Origin of the sequence: Qipengyuania sp. JC766 (genome assembly GCF_040717445.1) — a bacterium.
GTDB lineage: Bacteria > Pseudomonadota > Alphaproteobacteria > Sphingomonadales > Sphingomonadaceae > JC766.
Genome location: NZ_JBFEFL010000001.1, coordinates 2,425,331 through 2,444,410, shown reverse-complemented (window position 1 = coordinate 2,444,410; position 19,080 = coordinate 2,425,331). Strand labels below are relative to the sequence as shown.

The 19,080-nt window shown below is 65.4% G+C and carries 17 protein-coding genes; 8 read left to right on the top strand and 9 right to left on the bottom strand.

Annotated features, from left to right (window positions below):
- Positions 1–5 precede the first annotated feature (5 nt).
- The 3 genes from ileS to AB1K63_RS11685 are packed head-to-tail and all read left to right on the top strand — an operon-like array spanning position 6 to position 3,814.
- Positions 6–2,870: an isoleucine--tRNA ligase gene (ileS, locus tag AB1K63_RS11695; protein ID WP_366960337.1), complete on the top strand. Its 2,865-nt coding sequence runs from the start codon at positions 6–8 to the stop codon at positions 2,868–2,870.
- Positions 2,864–3,400: a signal peptidase II gene (gene lspA / locus AB1K63_RS11690; protein WP_366960714.1), complete on the top strand. Its 537-nt coding sequence runs from the start codon at positions 2,864–2,866 to the stop codon at positions 3,398–3,400. Before ileS ends, lspA begins: the two co-directional genes overlap by 7 nt.
- 3 nt (positions 3,401–3,403) lie before the next feature.
- Positions 3,404–3,814 (top strand): DUF3035 domain-containing protein, encoded by a 411-nt coding sequence (locus AB1K63_RS11685; protein ID WP_366960336.1) that lies wholly within the window; start codon positions 3,404–3,406, stop codon positions 3,812–3,814.
- A 29-nt stretch (positions 3,815–3,843) separates the two neighbouring features.
- Here the strand turns inward: AB1K63_RS11685 and AB1K63_RS11680 are convergent, their stop codons facing one another.
- Positions 3,844–5,157, bottom strand: a complete 1,314-nt coding sequence (locus tag AB1K63_RS11680) for a hemolysin family protein (RefSeq protein ID WP_366960335.1) — start codon at positions 5,155–5,157, stop codon at positions 3,844–3,846.
- Between the two features lie 145 nt (positions 5,158–5,302).
- Here AB1K63_RS11680 and AB1K63_RS11675 point away from each other — a divergent pair, with 145 nt between their 5' ends.
- Entirely contained in the window at positions 5,303–5,995 is a 693-nt protein-coding gene (locus AB1K63_RS11675) for an OmpA family protein (protein WP_366960333.1), read from the top strand.
- A 79-nt stretch (positions 5,996–6,074) separates the two neighbouring features.
- Here the strand turns inward: AB1K63_RS11675 and AB1K63_RS11670 are convergent, their stop codons facing one another.
- Complete coding sequence (locus AB1K63_RS11670) at positions 6,075–6,866, bottom strand: 3'(2'),5'-bisphosphate nucleotidase CysQ (protein WP_366960332.1); 792 nt, start codon at positions 6,864–6,866, stop codon at positions 6,075–6,077.
- Positions 6,867–6,969: 103 nt separating this feature from the next.
- On the opposite strand from AB1K63_RS11670, the gene sucC reads away from it, so the two are divergent.
- Positions 6,970–8,184 (top strand): ADP-forming succinate--CoA ligase subunit beta, encoded by a 1,215-nt coding sequence (sucC, locus tag AB1K63_RS11665; RefSeq protein ID WP_366960331.1) that lies wholly within the window; start codon positions 6,970–6,972, stop codon positions 8,182–8,184.
- A gap of 64 nt (positions 8,185–8,248) precedes the next feature.
- On the opposite strand, the gene AB1K63_RS11660 is transcribed toward sucC, so the two are convergent.
- Positions 8,249–8,857, bottom strand: a complete 609-nt coding sequence (locus AB1K63_RS11660) for an exopolysaccharide biosynthesis protein (protein WP_366960330.1) — start codon at positions 8,855–8,857, stop codon at positions 8,249–8,251.
- A gap of 194 nt (positions 8,858–9,051) precedes the next feature.
- On the opposite strand from AB1K63_RS11660, the gene AB1K63_RS11655 reads away from it, so the two are divergent.
- From AB1K63_RS11655 to AB1K63_RS11645, 3 genes are read left to right on the top strand one after another with little or no spacing between them, the layout of a single operon-like run.
- The gene (locus AB1K63_RS11655) at positions 9,052–9,798 is read left to right on the top strand and encodes an electron transfer flavoprotein subunit beta/FixA family protein (protein WP_366960329.1); all 747 of its coding nucleotides are present in this window, start codon (positions 9,052–9,054) and stop codon (positions 9,796–9,798) included.
- 58 nt (positions 9,799–9,856) lie between these two features.
- Positions 9,857–10,786, top strand: a complete 930-nt coding sequence (locus AB1K63_RS11650; RefSeq protein WP_366960328.1) for an electron transfer flavoprotein subunit alpha/FixB family protein — start codon at positions 9,857–9,859, stop codon at positions 10,784–10,786.
- Positions 10,787–10,825: 39 nt separating this feature from the next.
- A complete protein-coding gene (locus tag AB1K63_RS11645; protein WP_366960327.1) occupies positions 10,826–11,758 on the top strand; it encodes an energy transducer TonB in 933 nt (310 codons plus the stop codon).
- Positions 11,759–11,773: 15 nt separating this feature from the next.
- Here AB1K63_RS11645 and AB1K63_RS11640 read toward each other — a convergent pair whose 3' ends face one another.
- From AB1K63_RS11640 to AB1K63_RS11615, 6 genes are all read right to left on the bottom strand, one after another.
- The gene (locus tag AB1K63_RS11640; RefSeq protein ID WP_366960326.1) at positions 11,774–12,988 is read right to left on the bottom strand and encodes a DUF445 domain-containing protein; all 1,215 of its coding nucleotides are present in this window, start codon (positions 12,986–12,988) and stop codon (positions 11,774–11,776) included.
- 65 nt (positions 12,989–13,053) lie between these two features.
- Positions 13,054–16,599: an efflux RND transporter permease subunit gene (locus tag AB1K63_RS11635; RefSeq protein ID WP_366960325.1), complete on the bottom strand. Its 3,546-nt coding sequence runs from the start codon at positions 16,597–16,599 to the stop codon at positions 13,054–13,056.
- Between the two features lie 6 nt (positions 16,600–16,605).
- A complete protein-coding gene (locus AB1K63_RS11630; protein ID WP_366960324.1) occupies positions 16,606–17,802 on the bottom strand; it encodes an efflux RND transporter periplasmic adaptor subunit in 1,197 nt (398 codons plus the stop codon).
- Positions 17,803–18,000: 198 nt separating this feature from the next.
- Positions 18,001–18,267 carry a GlsB/YeaQ/YmgE family stress response membrane protein gene (locus AB1K63_RS11625; RefSeq protein ID WP_366960713.1) on the bottom strand — a complete coding sequence of 89 codons (267 nt, stop codon included), beginning with the start codon at positions 18,265–18,267 and terminating at the stop codon, positions 18,001–18,003.
- Between the two features lie 132 nt (positions 18,268–18,399).
- Positions 18,400–18,699, bottom strand: coding sequence for a DUF1153 domain-containing protein (locus tag AB1K63_RS11620; protein ID WP_366960712.1), 300 nt, complete (start codon positions 18,697–18,699; stop codon positions 18,400–18,402).
- Positions 18,699–19,001: a hypothetical protein gene (locus tag AB1K63_RS11615; protein ID WP_366960323.1), complete on the bottom strand. Its 303-nt coding sequence runs from the start codon at positions 18,999–19,001 to the stop codon at positions 18,699–18,701. The genes AB1K63_RS11620 and AB1K63_RS11615 overlap by 1 nt, the downstream gene beginning before the upstream one ends.
- Positions 19,002–19,080: the final 79 nt, after the last annotated feature.

Here is a 19,080-nt window from a genome sequence, read left to right as displayed (position 1 = left end):
GTTCCATGAGCGACGACCAAGCACAGCGAGATTACCGGGACACCGTCTTCCTGCCGAAGACCGATTTTCCCATGAAGGCCGGCCTTCCGCAGAAGGAGCCGGGCATCCTTGCGCGCTGGCAGCAGGAAAAGCTCTACGAACGGCTGCGCGAGACGCGCAAGGGCCGCGAGAAGTTCATCCTCCACGACGGCCCGCCCTACGCCAATGGCGACATGCATATCGGCCATGCGCTGAACCGCATCCTGAAGGACATGGTGGTGCGCACGCAGAGCGCGCTGGGCAAGGACGCGCCCTTCGTGCCCGGCTGGGACTGCCACGGCCTGCCCATCGAATGGAAGGTGGAAGAACAGTACCGCAAGAAGAAGCGCAACAAGGACGAGGTCCCGCCGGCCGAGTTCCGCGCCGAGTGCCGCGAATATGCCGCGCACTGGGTGGACGTGCAGCGCGAGCAGCTGAAGCGCCTCGGCCTGATGGCCGATTTCGACCATCCCTACCTGACGATGGATTTCGACAGCGAGGCGACCATCGTGGGCGAGCTGATGAAGTTCGTCGAGGCGGGCAACATCTATCGCGGCGCGAAGCCGGTGATGTGGAGCCCGGTGGAAAAGACCGCACTGGCCGAAGCCGAGGTCGAGTACGAGGACATCACCTCCACGCAGATCGACGTGGCATTCGAGATCGTCGAGAGCCCGATCCCGGAACTTGTCGGCGCGCACGCGGTGATCTGGACCACCACGCCGTGGACGATCCCGGTGAACCAGGCTTTGGCCTATGGGCCGGACGTTCAGTATGTCTTGCTTGATGCATTCAGCGATGACCTGGGCGGAACGCTAGGACGTTACGTTGTAGCAGAGGCTTGTATCCCACACGCAGAAAAGTTCGTGAAAAATCAGGCTGAAGACGGTCGAGTCGAGGTGCGATCACGCTTCAGCGGTGCGGACCTTGAAGGCAGCCTTGCCCGGCATCCAATGCACAATCTTCAAGCGCAGTCGGATTTTTATCGTCGCCCCCGCCCGCTGCTCGCCGGGGATTTCGTCACCACCGACAGCGGCACGGGCCTCGTCCACATGGCGCCCGACCATGGCGAGGACGACTTCGCGCTGTGCCGGACCGCCGGGCTGGAACCTGTGTTCGCGGTCATGGACGACGGGCGCTATCGCGACGACTGGCCCTGGCTGGGTGCGGACGATCTGGATACGGACGGCAAGGAACGACGCCGCGCGGTCATCAACCCCAATTTCAACGCGCCGGACGGGCCGATCTGTTCGGACCTTGCCGACGCGGGCGCGCTGCTGAGCGCGAGCGCCGATTACAAGCACTCCTACCCGCATTCCTGGCGGTCCAAGGCCAAGGTCATCTATCGCTGCACGCCGCAATGGTTCGTGCCGATGGACCGCGAACTGGATGGCGGCGGCACGCTGCGCGGCCGGGCGCTGGCGGAGATCGACCGGGTCGATTTCGTGCCGCCGCGCGGCGAGAACCGCCTGCGTTCCATGCTGGAAGGCCGCCCGGACTGGGTGCTGAGCCGTCAGCGCGCATGGGGCGTGCCGATCACGCTGTTCGTCCGCGCGGACGGTTCCTACCTCCAGGACCCGGCCGTCAATGCCCGCGTGGTGGATGCCGTGCGCGCCGAAGGCGTCGATGCCTGGCGCGAGGACCGCAAGGGCGAATTCCTCGGCTCCGATCATGATCCGGCCGAGTTCGAGATGGTGTCCGACATCCTCGACGTCTGGTTCGATTCGGGCTGCACCCACGTCTTCACGCTGGAAAGCGGGCGCTGGCCCGAACAGCGCTGGCCCGCCGATCTCTACCTCGAAGGATCGGACCAGCATCGCGGCTGGTTCCAGTCGTCCCTGCTGGAAAGCTGCGCCACGCGCGGCCGCGCGCCTTACGACCAGGTGCTGACCCACGGCTTCACCATGGCGGCGGACGGACGCAAGATGTCGAAATCGCTCGGTAACACGGTCAACCCGTTGACCGTGATGGAGCAGTACGGCGCGGACATCGTGCGGCTGTGGGCGCTGAGCGTCGACTTCACCGAAGACCACCGCATCGGGGACGAGATCCTGAAGGGCGTGGGCGACCAGTACCGCAAGCTGCGCAACACGTTCCGCTACCTGCTCGGCGCGCTGGGCGGGTTCGATTACGAGGCCGAAGCGGTCGATCCGGCGGACATGCCGGAACTGGAACGCTACGTCCTCGACCGGCTGGCGCGGCTCGACGCGCATCTGCGCCACTGCATCGCGGCCTACGATTTCGACGCCTATGTGCGCGCGCTGGTCGATTTCGCGAACGAGGACCTCAGCGCCTTCTTCTTCGATATCCGCAAGGACCGGCTGTATTGCGATGCGCCCGGCAGCCTGGAGCGGCGCGCCACGCGCACGGCGTTCGACATCGTGTTCCAGGCGCTGGTCCGCTACGCCGCGCCGGTGCTGGTGTTCACGGCGGAGGAGGTGTGGAACACCCGCTTCCCCGATCGCGGCAGCATCCACCTGGAAGAATGGCACCCGATCCCAGCCGACTGGCAGGACGATGCGCTGGCGCAGAAGTTCGCGGCCCTGCGCGACTTGCGCGAAGACGTGATGGAAGCGATCGAGCCGCTGCGCCGGGAAAAGACCATCCGGTCCGGGCTGGAAGCCGAAGTCACCGTGCCCGCGGGCGCGGTGCCGGACGGCTTCACCGACGAACAGCTCGCCGAACTGTTCATCACCGCGTCAGTCGCCCGCGAACAGGGAGAGGCCGTGAGCGTGACCCCGACAGACAATGCCAAGTGCGGCCGGTGCTGGCGCCTGCTGCCCGAAGTGCCGCAGGACGGCGCGCTGTGCGACCGGTGCGAAAGCGTGGTCGCCGGAATGGACGCCGCATCGTGAGGATCCTGACCCGCAACCGCATCGTCGGCATCGCCATCGCGCTGGTCATCTTCGCGGTCGACCAGGTGATCAAGAACCTCGTCGACGGGCCGCTCGGCCTGAAGCAGGAAGGCGACAAGCTGGACCTGCTGCCGTTCTTCGACTTCACCCGCGTCCACAATTACGGCGTCTCCCTCGGCATGTTCGAGGCGACATCGCCCGAAACGCGCTGGCTGCTGATCGCGGTGACCGGACTCATCGCGCTGGTCGTGACCGTGTGGATGCTGCGCGAAAAGGCGATGGGCGACATCTTCGGCCTCGCGCTGATCCTGGGCGGGGCGCTGGGCAATATCGTCGACCGCTACCAGTACGGATACGTGCTCGATTACGCGGACCTCCATATCGGGGAGTTCCGCCCGTTCCTGATTTTCAACGTTGCCGATGCGGCCATCACCATCGGCGTCCTCATCATCCTTGCCCGATCCTTCCTCACACGCGATAAGGCGGGCGAGAAAGCAGAGACGGCGGACCTTTCCGCTGCGGAGAGCTGAACCATGCGTACCAAAGCCACCCTACTGATCATCGCCGGGCTCGCGCCCGTGCTGACCGCGTGCGGCGCGGGCAACGGCATCATCGGCCGCGAACGGCCGGACGAATTCGCCGTGTCGCGCCAGGCGCCGCTGGTCGTCCCGCCCGATTTCAACCTGGTCCCGCCCGATCCCGGCGCCCCGCGTCCGACCGAAGGCACCGCTTCGGAACAGGCGCTGGAAGCGCTGTTCGGCCCTGTAGAGCGCAGCGACGTGGAAGAAGCCGCGCTGGAACGCGCCGGCACCGCCGATCCGGGCATCCGCAGCGAAGTGGGCGATCCGCAGACCAACACCGTGTCCAAGGGCGCCGTGACGCGCGACATCCTGGCCGCGCCCGAAGGTGACGGCGCGAACAGCCAGACGGCGATTCCGGGCTAGGCAAAGGCTCCGTTAGATAGAAGGCCCCGTTAGATAACGGGGTCCTCGGGCACGAGGCGGGTCGCCAGCAGCTTGTCGATCCGCCGCCCGTCCATGTCGATCACCTCGATCCGCCAGGACTGGTATTCGAACCGCTCGCCCTCCACAGGCAGCTTCTTCAGCACCGACAGCACGAAGCCGGCCGCGGTCGCGAACTCGCGGTCCTCGTCGTAATCGAGGCCGAGCGCGTCGGCGAGGTCCTCGGCCGCCATGTTGCCGGAGATCAGCAGCGTGCCGTCGGGCCGCTCCAGCACGCTGGGCGCATCGCCCTGGTCGCGGTCGCTCTCGAAATGGCCGACCAGCGCGGTCAGCAGGTCCACCGGCGTGACGATCCCGTCCAGGTGGCCGTATTCGTCGTGCACCATGGCCATGGCGACATCCGACTGCTGGAGCACGCGCAGCGCGTCCATCGCGTCCAGCTGGTCCGGCACGACCTCCGCCTTGCGCATCAGCGATTGCAGGTCGACCGCCTCGCCCCCGACCATGCGCGCCAGCACCTCGCGCACCTTGACCACGCCCAGGATCTTGTCCGGCGAACCCTGCGCCACCGGCAGCAGCGAATGCGGGCTCTCGTCGATGGTGGTTCGCAGCTGTTCGAGCGAGGCGTCGGCGTCGATCCAGTCGATTTCCGTGCGCGGCGTCATCAGCTCGCGCACCGGCCGTTCCGCCAGCCGGACCACGCCGGCCAGGATCTGGCTCTGCTCTTCCTCGATCACGCCCGAGCGCGTGGCTTCCGCGAACAGCATGTGCAGTTCCTCCGCCGTCACGCTCGACTGGCCCGAGGGGCGCAGGCGCAGCAGGCGGATGAGGAAGTTGGACGAGGCATCGAGCAGCCAGACCAGCGGCGCGGCCACGGTGGCGAGGAACGCCATCGGGCGCGACATCAGGATGGAGATCGGCACCGCCGCGCGCAGGGCCAGCTGCTTGGGCACCAGCTCGCCCGCCACGACGCTGAAATAGGTGGTGAGCGCGATGACGCCGATGAAGGCGGTCTCGCCCGCATATTCCTCCGGCACGCCGAGGGCCGCCAGCCGCTCGCCCACCGGGCCTTCCAGACTGGCGCCGGAGAACGCGCCGGTCAGGATCGCGATCAGGGTGATGCCGATCTGGACGGTGGACAGGAACTTGCCCGGGTTCGCCGCCAGCTCCTTGGCGATGCGCGCGCCGCTGCTGCCCTTGTCCGCCGCCGATTCGAGCAGCGCGGTGCGCGCGGAGACGATCGCGAGCTCGGACATGGCGAAGATGCCGTTGAGCACGATCAGGAAGGCGATGATGAGGACGTCGGTCCAGGGAAAAGGTGTCACGCCCGCCCCGCTAGCACATCGCCGCGGCTTCGCGCGGAAAAATTCGCCATGCCCGCTGCCTTCCGGAACGCTCCGCCCGATCGCGTGTTGATCGTGGGCGCGGGTGGGCGTGCCTGTTCGCAAATACAGATTCGGGGATTTACCTATGATAAAATCGAAAATGCTCCTTTCCGGCGCCGCGGCCATGTCGCTGGTCAGCCTCTCGGCCTGCGTCACCGATCCCAATACGGGTGAGCGCACCTTCAGCCGCACCGCCGCAGGCGGCGCGCTGGGCGGTACGCTCGGCTACCTGCTGGGCGACCTCATCGGCGGCAGCACCGCCGCCCGCATCATCGGCGCCGGCATCGGCGGTACCGCGGGCGCGGTCATCGGCGACCAGTTCGACGACCAGATCCGCGAGCTCGACGAAGCGACTGCCGGTACCGGCGTCGATGTCGAGGAAATCGGCGACCAGGACGCGATCCTGGTGCGCATGCCGGACATCACTTTCGCCACCGGCTCGGCGGCGATCGGCGGCAACTTCCAGTCGATCCTGAACGACGTCGCTTCCAGCCTCCAGCGCTATCCGAACAGCCTGATCGACGTGTACGGCTTCACCGACACGACCGGTTCGCCCAGCACCAACCAGGCGCTGTCGAACCGGCGCGCGCAGGCCGTGGCCGATTACCTCGCCTCGCGCGGCGTCAGCCGGGCCCGCATGGCGACCCAAGGCTTCGGCGAACAGACCGAATATTTGCGCGTCCAGACCGCCGACGGCGTGAACGAGCCGCTCAACCGCCGCGTGGAAATCAAGATCACGCCGATCAGCCAGGACGACGTTCGCGCCGCCCAGAACTGATCCAGTCTTTGATGAGCTAACGGAAAGGGCCGGCGGCGACGCCGGCCCTTTTTGCGTGCGGCATCCTCGTCCCGAAGGGTCAGTCCGGCACCTTGGCCGAAAGGCTCGCCGCCCGCTCCGCGAAATGCGCGATCGCGGCTGCATGGATCCGCGGCGCACTGACGAGGAGTCCGAAGGCGCGCGGCACCGGCTTGTTGTAGGAAAATCGGTTGCCGAAGGCATCGCTCACTTCCGCCCCCGCCTCGCGCGCGATCAGCGTGGCGGCGGCGATGTCCCATTCGAATCCCCAGCGCAGCGTCGCGAGGATGTCCGCCTGCCCGGCCGCCACCATCGCCACGCGCAGCGCGATCGAGTTGAGCTTTTCCACCGGCGCGAGGATCCGGTCCGCCTTCGCCAGCGAATCGGCCGGAATGCGCGCGCCCGCCAGTTTCTCGCGCGTCGATGCCGCCAGCTTTTCGCCATTGCGCAGCGCGCCCTGCCCGGCTTCCGCTTCCCAGCGTTCCTCGCGCGCGGGCGCTTCCAGCAGGCCGATGAGCGGCCGCCCCGCGCTGATCAGCGCGACGGACACGGCCCATCCGGACCGCCCGCGCAGGTAATCGCGCGTGCCGTCGATCGGATCGACCAGCCAGATCAGCCCCTTGCGCAGCCGTTCGGCATTGTCCGCCGCTTCTTCCGACAGCCAGCCTGCCGCCGGCAGCAATTGCGATAGCTCGCGCTTCAGGAAGGCGTCGACCATCAGGTCCGCCTCGCACACCGGGCTGCCCGGCTCCTTCTCCCAGCTTTCCACCGAATTGCCCGCCCCGGGCCAGCGCGACATCGCGATCCGGCCTGCCTCGGCAAGGATTTCACGAAGTCGGGAACGGTCGATCATGTCGCAGCGCTGTTGGGATGAACACAGCCACTTTGCAAGCGCGGCGATCCATGCTTACAGGCGCGCCGACTTCCCCTTCTCTCCAGCCAAGGATCGAGATTCGATGAACATCCACGAATACCAGGCCAAGGAACTCCTGTCCGAGCACGGCATCGCCGTTCCCGCCGGGCACGCCGCTCTCACCGTGGACGAAGCGGTCGCCGCAGCCGAGAAGCTGCCCGGACCGCTTTACGTGGTGAAGGCGCAGATCCACGCCGGTGGCCGTGGCAAGGGCAAGTTCAAGGAACTGGCGGGCGATGCCAAGGGCGGCGTACGGCTGGCCCATTCGCTGGACGACGTGCGCAAGGATGCCGAGGAAATGCTCGGCAACACGCTGGTGACGATCCAGACCGGCGACGAAGGCAAGCAGGTCAATCGCCTCTACGTCACCGACGGCGTCGACATTGCCGAGGAATACTACCTTTCCATGCTGGTGGACCGCGCCAGCGGCGAAGTCGCCATGATCGTCTCCACCGAAGGCGGCATGGACATCGAGGAAGTGGCCCACCACACGCCCGAGAAGATCGCCACCATCACCATCGACCCGGCGCAGGGCTTCATGCCCCATCACGGCCGCGCGGTGGCTTTCGCGCTGAAGCTGGAAGGCGACCTCAACAAGCAGGCGCAGAAGCTCGCCAAGCAGCTCTATTCCGCCTTCATGGCGATGGACTGCGAGATGCTGGAGATCAATCCGCTGGTCGAAACCAAGCCCGACGACAGCGGCAACGCCAAGCTGCTGGTGCTCGACACCAAGATGAGCTTCGACGGCAACGCCCTGTTCCGTCACAAGGACATCGAGGAACTGCGCGACGAGACCGAGGAAGACCCGGCCGAAGTCGAAGCGAGCGAATACGACCTCGCCTACATCAAGCTGGACGGCAATATCGGCTGCATGGTCAACGGCGCCGGCCTCGCCATGGCGACGATGGACATCATCAAGCTGAACGGCGCCTTCCCGGCCAACTTCCTCGACGTGGGCGGCGGTGCCACCACCGAGAAGGTCACCGCCGCGTTCAAGATCATCCTCAAGGACCCGGCGGTCGAGGGTATCCTGGTCAACATCTTCGGCGGGATCATGAAGTGCGACGTGATCGCCAACGGCATCGTCCAGGCGGCGAAGGACGTGAACCTGTCCGTCCCGCTGGTGGTCCGCCTGGAAGGCACCAATGTGGAGCAGGGCAAGGAAATTCTCGAGAATTCCGGCCTCCCCATCGTCAGCGCCGACGATCTGGGCGACGCCGCGAAGAAGATCGTGGCCGAGGTCAAGAAAGCGGCCTGACCCGTCAGGGACATTTTAAAAGGGGGCGGGGCCGCGAGGTTTCGCCCCTTTTTCGTGTCCGGCCTCAGCCGCCCCCACCTCCGCTGCCGCCCAGCAGGGAGTAAGCCGCCAGCACGAACACGGCGGCGCTGCCGACGAAGGCGATCAGCATCAGCAGCCCGTCACGCACCAGCAATGCGAGGCCGAATGCGGCGACGACGGTCATCGGGGCGAAAACTGCGAAGGGCAGCAGTTCGAGCGGCGGCACGGACACGCAGATCAGGGTCACGATGATGGCGGCGATCCGCGGCGCCGGGTCCGCCGTGACCCATTCGATCCGTTCGCGAAACACCTTGTCGAGCCATTTGCCCACGCCGCGCATCTTGTCCGCCGCACCGGCCAGCTTCTCGCCGTCCACCGCGCGATCCTTCAGCACGGCCGGCAGCCAGAGCTTCCGCCGGCCGAACACCATCTGGACCGCGAACAGGCCGACGATGATCGCCAGGATGGTGGGAACCCCGGGTATGCCGCCGACGGGCGAGACCCCGATCAGTGCCGGGACGAGCAGGAAAGGCCCGTAGGACCTGTTGCCGAAGGTTTCGACCACGTCGCCGATCGAAACCTCGTCCTCGCTTCCGGCCTTTTCCTCCAGCGCATCGAGGATTTCGCCGACTGTTTTCGGGTTCTCGGACATGGTTTGCGCACCCCTGTTGCGGGGACAGCGCCCCCGATCCGATCACCTAACGCTACGGCACGCGCGTTTGCTCCCGCCACGCCTCGCGGAAGGCTTGACCTGCGCCGTTCGGAACGCAATGTCTGCCCCACGCATTCGTTTAGAAAGGCGCAGCTTCGCGCCGATTTTTGCCCTGAAGAAAGGACTTTCGCCCCATGAAAATCCTCGTGCCCGTGAAGCGGGTGATCGATTACAACGTCAAGCCGCGCGTCAAGGCCGACGGCACCGGCGTGGACCTTGCCAACGTCAAGATGAGCATGAACCCGTTCGACGAGATCGCGGTCGAGGAAGCCATCCGGATCAAGGAAGCCGGCAAGGCGGAAGAAATCATCGCCGTCAGCATCGGCCCGGCCAAGGCGCAGGAAACGCTGCGCACGGCGCTCGCCATGGGTGCGGACAGGGCGATCCTGGTGGAGACGGACGAAGAGGTCGAGCCTCTGGCCGTCGCCAAGATCCTGAAGGCCATCGCGGACGAGGAACAGCCCGGCATCGTAATGCTGGGCAAGCAGTCGATTTCGGACGACAGCAACCAGACCGGCCAGATGCTGGCCGCGCTGATGGAGCGCCCGCAGGGCACCTTTGCTAACAAGGTCGAGATCGACGGCGACAGCGTCACCGTGAAGCGCGAGATCGACGGCGGCCTGGAAACGGTCAAGCTGACCATGCCGGCCATCGTCACCACCGACCTGCGCCTGAACGAGCCGCGCTACGCTTCGCTGCCCAACATCATGAAGGCGAAGAAGAAGCCGCTCGATACCAAGGCGCCGTCCGATTACGGCGTCGACATCGCGCCGCGCCTCACCACCACAAAGGTCGCCGAACCGCCCGTGCGGCAGGCCGGCGAAAAGGTCGAGGACGTCGATGCGCTCGTCGCCAAGATGAAGGCGCTCGGCATCGTCTGAGCCAGCATTTGGATCACGGGGATCGCCCGCAGGCGGCCCGGCATGAAGGAATGAACCGATGAAGACACTCGTTCTGGTCGAACACGACAACGAAACCGTCGCCGACGCGACGCTGGCGGCGGTGACCGCTGCCGGCAAGCTCGGCGATGTCGACGCGCTGGTCGCGGGCGAGAACTGCGGCGCCGCCGCGGACGCCGCAGCCAAGATCGCAGGCGTTGGCAAGGTACTGAAGGCGGACGATGCCGCCTACGGGCACCAGCTGCCCGAAAACGTCGCCCCGCTGGTGGCCAAGGTGATGGAAGGCTACGACGCGCTCGTCGCGCCGGCCACGACCACGGGCAAGAACATCGCCCCGCGCGTCGCCGCCCTGCTCGACGTGATGCAGATTTCCGACATCCTCTCGGTGGAAGGCGACAAGACCTTCACTCGCCCGATCTATGCCGGAAACGCCATCGCGACCGTGGAATCCTCGGATGCCAAGCTGGTCGTCACGGTGCGCGGCACCGCCTTCGACAAGGCGGAAGCGGAAGGCGGCTCCGCATCGGTGGAGGACGTCTCGGGCCCCGGCGATGCCGGCACGTCCAGCTTCGTCAGCCAGGAACTCGCGGAAAGCGACCGCCCCGAACTGACCAGCGCCAAGATCATCGTCTCCGGCGGCCGCGCGCTCAAGGATGGCGAGACCTTCGAACAGATCATCAACCCGCTGGCGGACAAGCTGAATGCCGGTGTCGGTGCCAGTCGCGCCGCAGTCGATGCGGGCTACGTCCCCAACGACTACCAGGTCGGCCAGACGGGCAAGATCGTCGCCCCGGAAGTCTACATCGCCATCGGCATTTCCGGCGCGATCCAGCACCTCGCCGGCATGAAGGATTCCAAGACCATCATCGCCATCAACAAGGACGAGGACGCCCCGATCTTCCAGGTCGCCGACATCGGCCTGGTCGCGGACCTCTACAAGGCGGTCCCGGAGCTGACGGAGAAGCTCTGACAACTTGAATACCGCAACTCCGACGCGTAATCTTGTCGGATGATCTATTTATACAGACTTATTGCGACGGCGGTATCTATGGGTGCCGCCGTTTCTTTTTCCGCACTCGCCAATGCTAAGACGGAAAAACATATGGAGCCGTCTTCCGAGTGGGCTTTGGACTACGCCGAGGGGGCCTGCCGTCTCGCGCGGATGTTTGGCGAGGGTGATGAGAAGGTTTTATTTTATCTCGAACGATACCAACCTGGAGACAACTTTTCCATCGTAGTCGCGGGCGCACCATTCGAGAAATTCGCTCGCTCTGATGTCAGAATACAATTCGGTGAAAGCGGTGAGCTGCGAGAAGAAGATGTCATCGAGGCCGATTTAGGCCGGTTCTCACCGGCACTCATGATTTCCAGATCTACCTTGGACGAGGTCGAAGACCCGGAAAGCCGCGATGCCAAGACCGCCAAAACAGACGCTGATCTGGAACCGAGCAATCCCTTCGACCTGTTTGGCCAACAAATTTCGCCGCAATACGAAGCGGCGGTAGAATTTGTCGCCATTGAATCAAAACGTCGTGGTCGCGTGGTACTTGAAACCGGTTCTCTTGGCGAGCCTATGAAGGCGATGAGGAAGTGCACCGATGATCTCATATCGACGTGGGGTATTGATATCCAAGCCCATCGATCGCTGACCCGTCGTGTCTTGATTAAAGGTGACAGTCTCGGCTGGGTTCGAGATAGCGACTACCCCACCGACCTGATCCGAAAAGGAATGCAAGGGCTGATTTATTTTAGGCTGAATGTCGACGAGGAGGGCAAACCGACTAGTTGCAATATTCAGCGTTCGACCCGTCCCGAGGAGTTCGATCGGATCGTTTGCGACCGGTTGTTGGAAAGGGCCGAATTGATTCCCGCGCTAAACGCTGAGGGAACTCCCATAGAATCGATCTTCCAAGGTGCGGTTTTCTTCACGATTCCCAATTGATCAGGCGTGCAATCACTACCCCCACACCAGCCGGTCGATCAGGTGCAGGGTCATGCCGACAAGGCCGCCGACAAGCGTGCCGTTGATGCGGATGAACTGGAGGTCGCGGCCGACGGCGTTCTCGACGCGGTCGGTTATCGTTCTCGCGTCCCAGCGGCGCACCGTCTCGGACACCAGCCGCACGATCTGTCCCCCATAGCGTGAGGTGACGCCGACGGCGGTGCGGCGGGCGAAGCGGTTGACCTGGCGCTGCATGCGCGGGTCGCCCGAGAGGGCGAGGCCGAGTTCGCGTACCATTTCGCCGATCTGGCCGCCCATAAGGTCATCCGGGCGACGCGCGAGGTCGATGAGGCCGAGGCGCAGCCGCTCCCACACGCCCTGCCACCAGTCCGCCACCGCCGGGTTTTCCAGCAGCTCGCGCTTCATCCGCTCGACCTTTTCCCGCGTCGCCGGGTCGTGCTGCAGGTCGCGGGCGATGCTTTCGAGCCCTTCCTCAATCTTGTTTCGCAAGGGGTGGTCCTTGTCCACCAGCACTTCGGCGAGAAGCTTGTAGAGCCCGTCGAGAACGGAATTCGCCAGCCGCTCGTCGAGCCCGGTGAAGCGCAGCAGGGCGTTGGCGCGTGCGTGGATCATGTCGCGGACCATCTGCTCGTTATCCTCGAGCGTCAGGCCCGCCCAGCGCACGAAACCATCGATCAGCGGCAGGTGCCGCTTGTCCGCGATCGCCGCTTCCAGCATCTGGCCGAGCAAAGGTGCGATCTCGAGCCGGGCGAGCTGCGTCTTGAGCCCGGCACGCACCTGCCCGCCGAGCCGTTCCGGATCGAGGGCTTCCAGCACGCCGGCCATCAGTTCGGCCGCCCCTTCCCCGATCCGCGTACCAGCCCCCGATTGCGGCTGGGACAGGAACTCCCCCGCGGCGCCCGCGACATTCATCGCCTGCATCCGGCGCGCTACGACCGCTGGCGTCAGGAAGTTTTCGCGCAGGAACTGCGCCATCGTGTCGGCGATGCGGTCCTTGTTTTCCGGGATAATCGCGGTGTGGGGGATCGGCAGCCCGAGAGGGTGCCGGAACAGCGCCGTGACCGCGAACCAGTCCGCCAGCCCACCGACCATGGCAGCCTCGGCAAAGGCGTGGAGATAGCCGACAGCCGGGTGTGCTTCCAGAAAGGGGCGGGAGCCGAAGAACAGCACGGCCATCGCCACCAGCATGAGCGTGGCGGCGATGCGCATGCGCCGCGCGCGGTCAGGCGGAAGCGGGGCACCGCCGAAGGCGGAAACCTGTTGCGCGGTTCGGGTCACTCGGCGGGATGCGGCCCCGGATCGTCCCGCCGCGCTGCGGGCACGGCCGCGCCGCCCTGCTCATCCGAGGTGCCGGACGGACCATCATGCTTTCCGCCGTCTCCCGGACGGTAGGTCAGCATGCGGGTGCGCAGCCACGGACCAAGCCGCTTCTCGATGCCGTCCGCCAGGCTGAAGCCGGCCGGGACGATCAGCAAGGTCAGCAGCGTCGACATGATCAGGCCGCCGATCACCATGGTGCCCATGGGCGCGCGCCAGGCGCCGTCGCCGGAACCCAGGACGCCGGACAGGGCGATCGGGACCATCCCCGCGGTCATCGCGACCGTCGTCATCACGATCGGCTGCGCACGCTTGTGGCCTGCGTCCATGATGGCGTCGAACTTGCGGGTACCCTTCTCCATCTCGACGATCGCGAAGTCAATCAGCAGGATCGAGTTCTTCGACACGATGCCCAAGAGCAGCAGGACGCCGATATAGACCGGCATCGACTGCGGCTGGCCGACCAGCCAGACCAGGAAGATGCCACCGAGCGGCGCGAGCGCCAGCGAGGTCATGTTTACCAGCGGGCTCATCAGGCGTTTGTAGAGCAGGACGAGCACGGCGAAGACCAGCAGGATGCCCGACAGGATCGCGACAGTCAGGCTGTTCATCAGTTCCTGCTGCCATTCGTCTTCGCCCACGACATCGCGAATGACGCCCTGCGGCAGGTCCTGCAGGATCGGCAGCTGGTCGATCCGCTGCTGCGCCTCGCCCTTCACCACGCCCGATGCAAGGTCCGCACCGACGAGCACGCGCCGGTTCTGGTTGTAGCGCTGGATCGAGGTCGGGCCGGACCCGAAGCTGATTTCCGCGACGCGCGCGAGTGGCACCGAGCCACCGCTCGCCGTGGGGACGGGCAGGTTCTCGATCGTCGTCAGGTCCTCGCGCGACTGCTCCGGCAGTTTGACGCGGATCGGGATCTGGCGGTCCGAAAGCGAGAACTTGGCCGCGTTCTGCTCGATCTCGCCCAGCGTCGCGATGCGGATCGTCTGGCTGAGCGCCGCGGTGGTGACACCCAGTTCCGCCGCAAGGTCCGCGCGCGGCTCGATGATGATTTCCGGCCGGTTCACGTCCGCGCTGATGCGCGGAGCGACCAGCATGTCGATTCCCCGCATCTGCTCGACCAGCGTCGCGGCGGTTTCTTCCAGCAGTTCGGGGTCGGACCCGGCCAGCATCACGGTCATGTCGCGGCCGCTGCCGAACCCGCCCGACTGGGACTGGAAGCGCACCCGCGCGTCCGGGATCTGCGCCAGCGTAGGGGCGAGGTCGCGTTCGAATTCGATCGAGGTCTTTTCGCGATCCGCCTTCAGCGTCACGAAGATGGTGGCCGCGCCTTCGCGCACCCGCTCCAGCGCGCGCTCCACCTCGGGCTGTTCGTAGAGGATCGCGGCCACGCGGTCGGCAACGCGCTCGGTCGTCTCCAGCGTGGTGCCGGGCACCATCTCGATCTCGACCCGGCTGTTGTCGTCGTTGATGGTCGGCTGGAACTGCGGCGGCACGCTCATGAAGAGCAGCACGGTCAGCAGCAGCGCGAAATAGCCCACCATGAGCATCCATGCCCGGTGGTCGTAGAAACGCGCTTCCAGCCAGCGCCAGGCGTCCATCCGCCCGAACAGCAGTCCGATCAGTTTCAGAAAGACGAGCCCGGCGAGGAAGGCGACGAGAATGGTCGCACCGAATTCCAGGAACTCGAAGGTCTTGAGGAAGAAGCCGTGCAGCCAGCTGTCCGGAGCGCCCCCGATCGCGCCCGCGACCTGTTCGGGCACGGAAAGGGACTGGATCGCCTGCAAGGCGCCCGGGATGCCCGGGTTCTGGTCGTCGCCGGGCAGGCCGAAGGACACCAGCATCGGCAGGATGATCAGGGCGATGACCACCGCGGTGAAGGATAGCCCGTAAAGGAACCGGTTCCGCGGGGCATCCAGCCCCTTGCGGCGGGCGTACATCTTGCCGCGATCGAGCGACCAGCCGAGCACGCCCATGTACCGGTCCATCATCGGCCCTTCGCCATGCGAGGCATGGCCCTTGGCCTTCAGGAAATAGGCCGCGAGCATCGGCGTGATCATCCGCGCGACGGCCAGCGACATCAGCACCGCGATGACCACGGTAATGCCGAAATTCTTGAAGAACTGCCCGGAAATGCCCGGCATCAGGCCCACCGGCAGGAACACCGCGACGATGCAGAAACTGGTGGCGACGACCGGCAGGCCGATCTCGTCCGCCGCATCGATGGACGCTTGATAGGCGGACTTGCCCATTCGCATGTGCCTGACGATGTTCTCGATCTCCACGATCGCATCGTCGACCAGCACCCCCGCCACCAGCGCCAAGGCCAGCAATGACAGCTGGTTCAAATTGAACCCCAGCAAGTCCATGAACCAGAAGGTCGGGATCGCGGACAGCGGAATGGCGATCGCGGAAATGGCGGTGGCGCGCCAATCGCGCAGGAAGAAGAACACGACGATGACGGCCAGGATTGCGCCCTCGATCATCGCGGCCATGGAGGTTTCGTACTGTTCCTCGGTGTATTTGACCGTGTTGAACAGCGGGATGAAGGTGATGCCCGGATTGTCCGCCTCGATCTGCTCCATAACCTCCATCGCCTCGTAATAGACGGTGACGTCGGACGCGCCCTTGGCGCGGGAGATGGCGAAGTTGACGACTTCCTTGTCGCGCACCTTGCTGATCGAGGTACGCTCGCTGTAGCCGTCGCGCACGGTCGCGACATCGGCCAGCTTGACCGTATTGCCGTTGCCGAGCTGGATCTGCCGCTGGGACAGTTCGTAGGCGGTTTCCGTGCTGCCGAGGACGCGGACCGACTGGCGCGTCCCGCCGACTTCCGTGGCGCCGCCCGCGGCGTCGACGTTTGTCTGGCGCAGGACGGCGTTGATCTGGCTGGCCGTGACGCCGAAGGCCTGCATCTTGGGCAGGTCGAGGATGACCTCGATTTCGCGGTCGACGCCTGCGAACCGGCTGACTTCGGCCATGCCCTCGATCGCGAGGAGCTGCTTGGCGATGGTATCGTCGATGAACCAGCTGAGCTGCTCGATCGTCATGTCGTCCGCCTCGACGGCATAGACCCCGAGGAAACCGCCGGCGATTTCCTCCTTGGTGACGCGCGGCTCCAGAATGCCGTCGGGCAGGCTGCCGCGAATCGTGTCGACGGCGTTCTTCACTTCGGACACCGCATCGTTCGGGTCGATGCCGATCTCGAACTCGATGAAGGTGTTCGAATTGCCTTCGCTGGCGGTCGAATTGATCGTCTTCACGCCGTTGATCGAGCGCACCGCGGATTCGACGCGTTGGGTGATCTGGTTCTCGATTTCCGTGGGCGCGGCACCGGGCTGCGAGATCGAGACGTTAACCGCCGGGAACTCGATGTCCGGATTGTTCACGACGTCCATCCGCGCGAAGCTCAGCAGCCCCGCCAGCAGCAGCGCCGTGAAGAAGACCAGCGGTATGACCGGATTGCGTATCGACCATGCGGAAATCTGGCTGAAATCCATGAGGAATCAGTTCTCCGCTTTCTGCGGATTGACGGTTTCGCCGTCGGTCAGGAAGCCGCCCGCCCGCAAGACCACGCGCTCTGTCCCGGTGAGGCCGGTGGTGATCGCGACGCCTTCCTGCGTCACCAGACCGGTGGTGACCGCGCGGCGACGGGCCTTGTTCTCGCTATCGACGACATAGACGAAGCTGCCTTCGTCGTCCGAGAGGATGGCGGATTCGGGCAGCCGGGGCGCGACGACCGTCCCGCTCTGGATGCGGGCGGTGGCGAAGCCGCCGGGCCGCAGTTCGGGGGCGTAGGACAGCGCGATGCGGGCGACGCCCTGGCGCGACTGTTCGTCGATGACCGGCGCCAGCTGCCAGATCTGGCCGGTAAAGGCCTCGTCGGTGCCGGCCGGCTGGACGGTAGCCTCAACACCGACGGACAGCCTGGCGAGATCGGTTTCGCTGATCTGCGCGTTCAGTTCCATCTCGCCTCCGCGTGCGATGGTGAACAGCGCACCGGACCCGGCGGAGACGACCTGCCCGGGTTCGACCATGCGCTCCAGCACGTAACCCGATGTCGGGGCGACCACGTTCAGGCGGGCATTGCGTTCGCGCAGTTCGCTCGCCTGCGCCTGCGCCACGCGGACGCGGGCGACCGCGGCATCGCGCGTCGCGGTCAGGCGGTCCACGTCCGCCGTGGAAATGAAGCCGCGATCGACGAGCTGCAGCGCGCGGTCGAGATTGGACTGCGCCAGGTTCGCGTCCGCACGCGCGACTTCGATCTGCGCGGTGGCGGCCGATGCCTGCTGGTTCTGGACGGCGCGGTCGATGGACACGAGCACCTGCCCCGCTTCCACCCAGTCACCGGCGTCCGCGGTGACCGAGACGACGCGGCCGCCCTCGCCGACGACGCCCACAGGCACCGACCGACGGGCGGCAAGGGTGCCGGTGGCCGTGATGGTGCCTTCGATCGTCGCGCGACCGGGCGTGATGACGCTGATCGTCGGGGCCTGCTCGGAATCGCCGCCGGCCGGTGTCGCGGTTTCGCCGCCACCGGTCATGTAGGCGAACGCGATCGCGCCCGCGATAAGGATCGCGATTACCGCGCCGATGACATAGAGCCGGCGCCGCCCGCCCCGGGCGTCCGGATCGACCGTATCGTAGGTGGATTCCCCGAGAGGCTTGGCCGTTTCGGCGTGAACCGGCGTTTCGTAATTCATCGTCTGCCCTTCTTGCGAACAGGTGTATTACGCGGCTATGTCACCTTTCGCAAGCATCTCCTACACGCGCGTCACCGGGCAGGCAATGCGCGGTCGACGGGCGGCGGATTGCGCCGGACCAGCGAATATCGGACCGGAACGAAAAAGGGCGGGAAGCCGAAACCTCCCGCCCTTCGGGTACCAAACAGATCCGTGTCCTTACCGGACGCGACCACGCTGGATCAGGTTCACGATCGCGAGCAGCACCACCGCGCCCACGAAGGCGATGATGAGACCCGTAAGCGAGAATTCCTGCACGCTGCCGCCGATGCCGAGCAGCGGACCGGCAATCGCGTTGCCGATGAGCGAGCCGACGCAGCCGACGACGATATTCCAGAAGATGCCCATAGAGGCATCACGATTCATCACCATGCTGGCGAGCCAACCGGCGACGCCACCTACGATGAGAGCGATAATCCAACCCAGCATATATTCCTCCTGTTTCCCCGCTTCCGGTGCATCGACAACGGATGCCCGGAAGATACGGTTCCCCGCAGCGGGCGGGGTAGTGGAGGAACAGGTCTTCAGCCGACGAAAGGTTCCCGGGAAGTGCGGTGGTCAGTATTTCAGCTGGCGTTCGTAGAGGTCGCGATAATGCTGGATACGCGTGACCCGCAGGCCCTGCATGCCGGAACGGTCGACGGCGCGCTGCCAGGATGCGAATTCCTCGAGCGTCAGATTGTAGCGCTCCAGCACCTCGTCGATCGTCAACAGCCCGCCATTCACGGCGGCGACGACTTCGGCCTTGCGGCGCACGACCCAGCGACGCGTCTTGGGCGACGGCAGATCGGCAAGCGTCAGCGGCTCGCCAAGCGGCCCGATGACCTGGTCGGGTCGGATATTCTGGTTCTCGATCATCATGCGCCTCTGTGGCCGGGTTCGACGCAGTGGGGTGCGCCTTCGTCTCCGGAAGGCTTTGCGCGATCGGCTTTGCCGTGACCTAAATCGACGTGGTTAACAGACCGTTCGTCACACCTTTTGTCCTGCCCCGCGAGCCGCGCGAAGCTTCCGGCATGGCCATGCCGATGGCGCGCCAGAGTGCTGCGCAACTCCCTGATGGCTGCAAATCGCGCCGCGAGGTCGAGCCAAGTCAACGCGCGCAAACCCGACGAGTCGCGGTCGGTCGCCTGACCGGTGTCGAAGGTAGGATTCTCGAACATGCGGGCCGGTGTAGAAGAACATGGTCAAGATCGCGTAAATCACCGATTTACCGGCGATTAGGATTACGGAAGGTGCCGC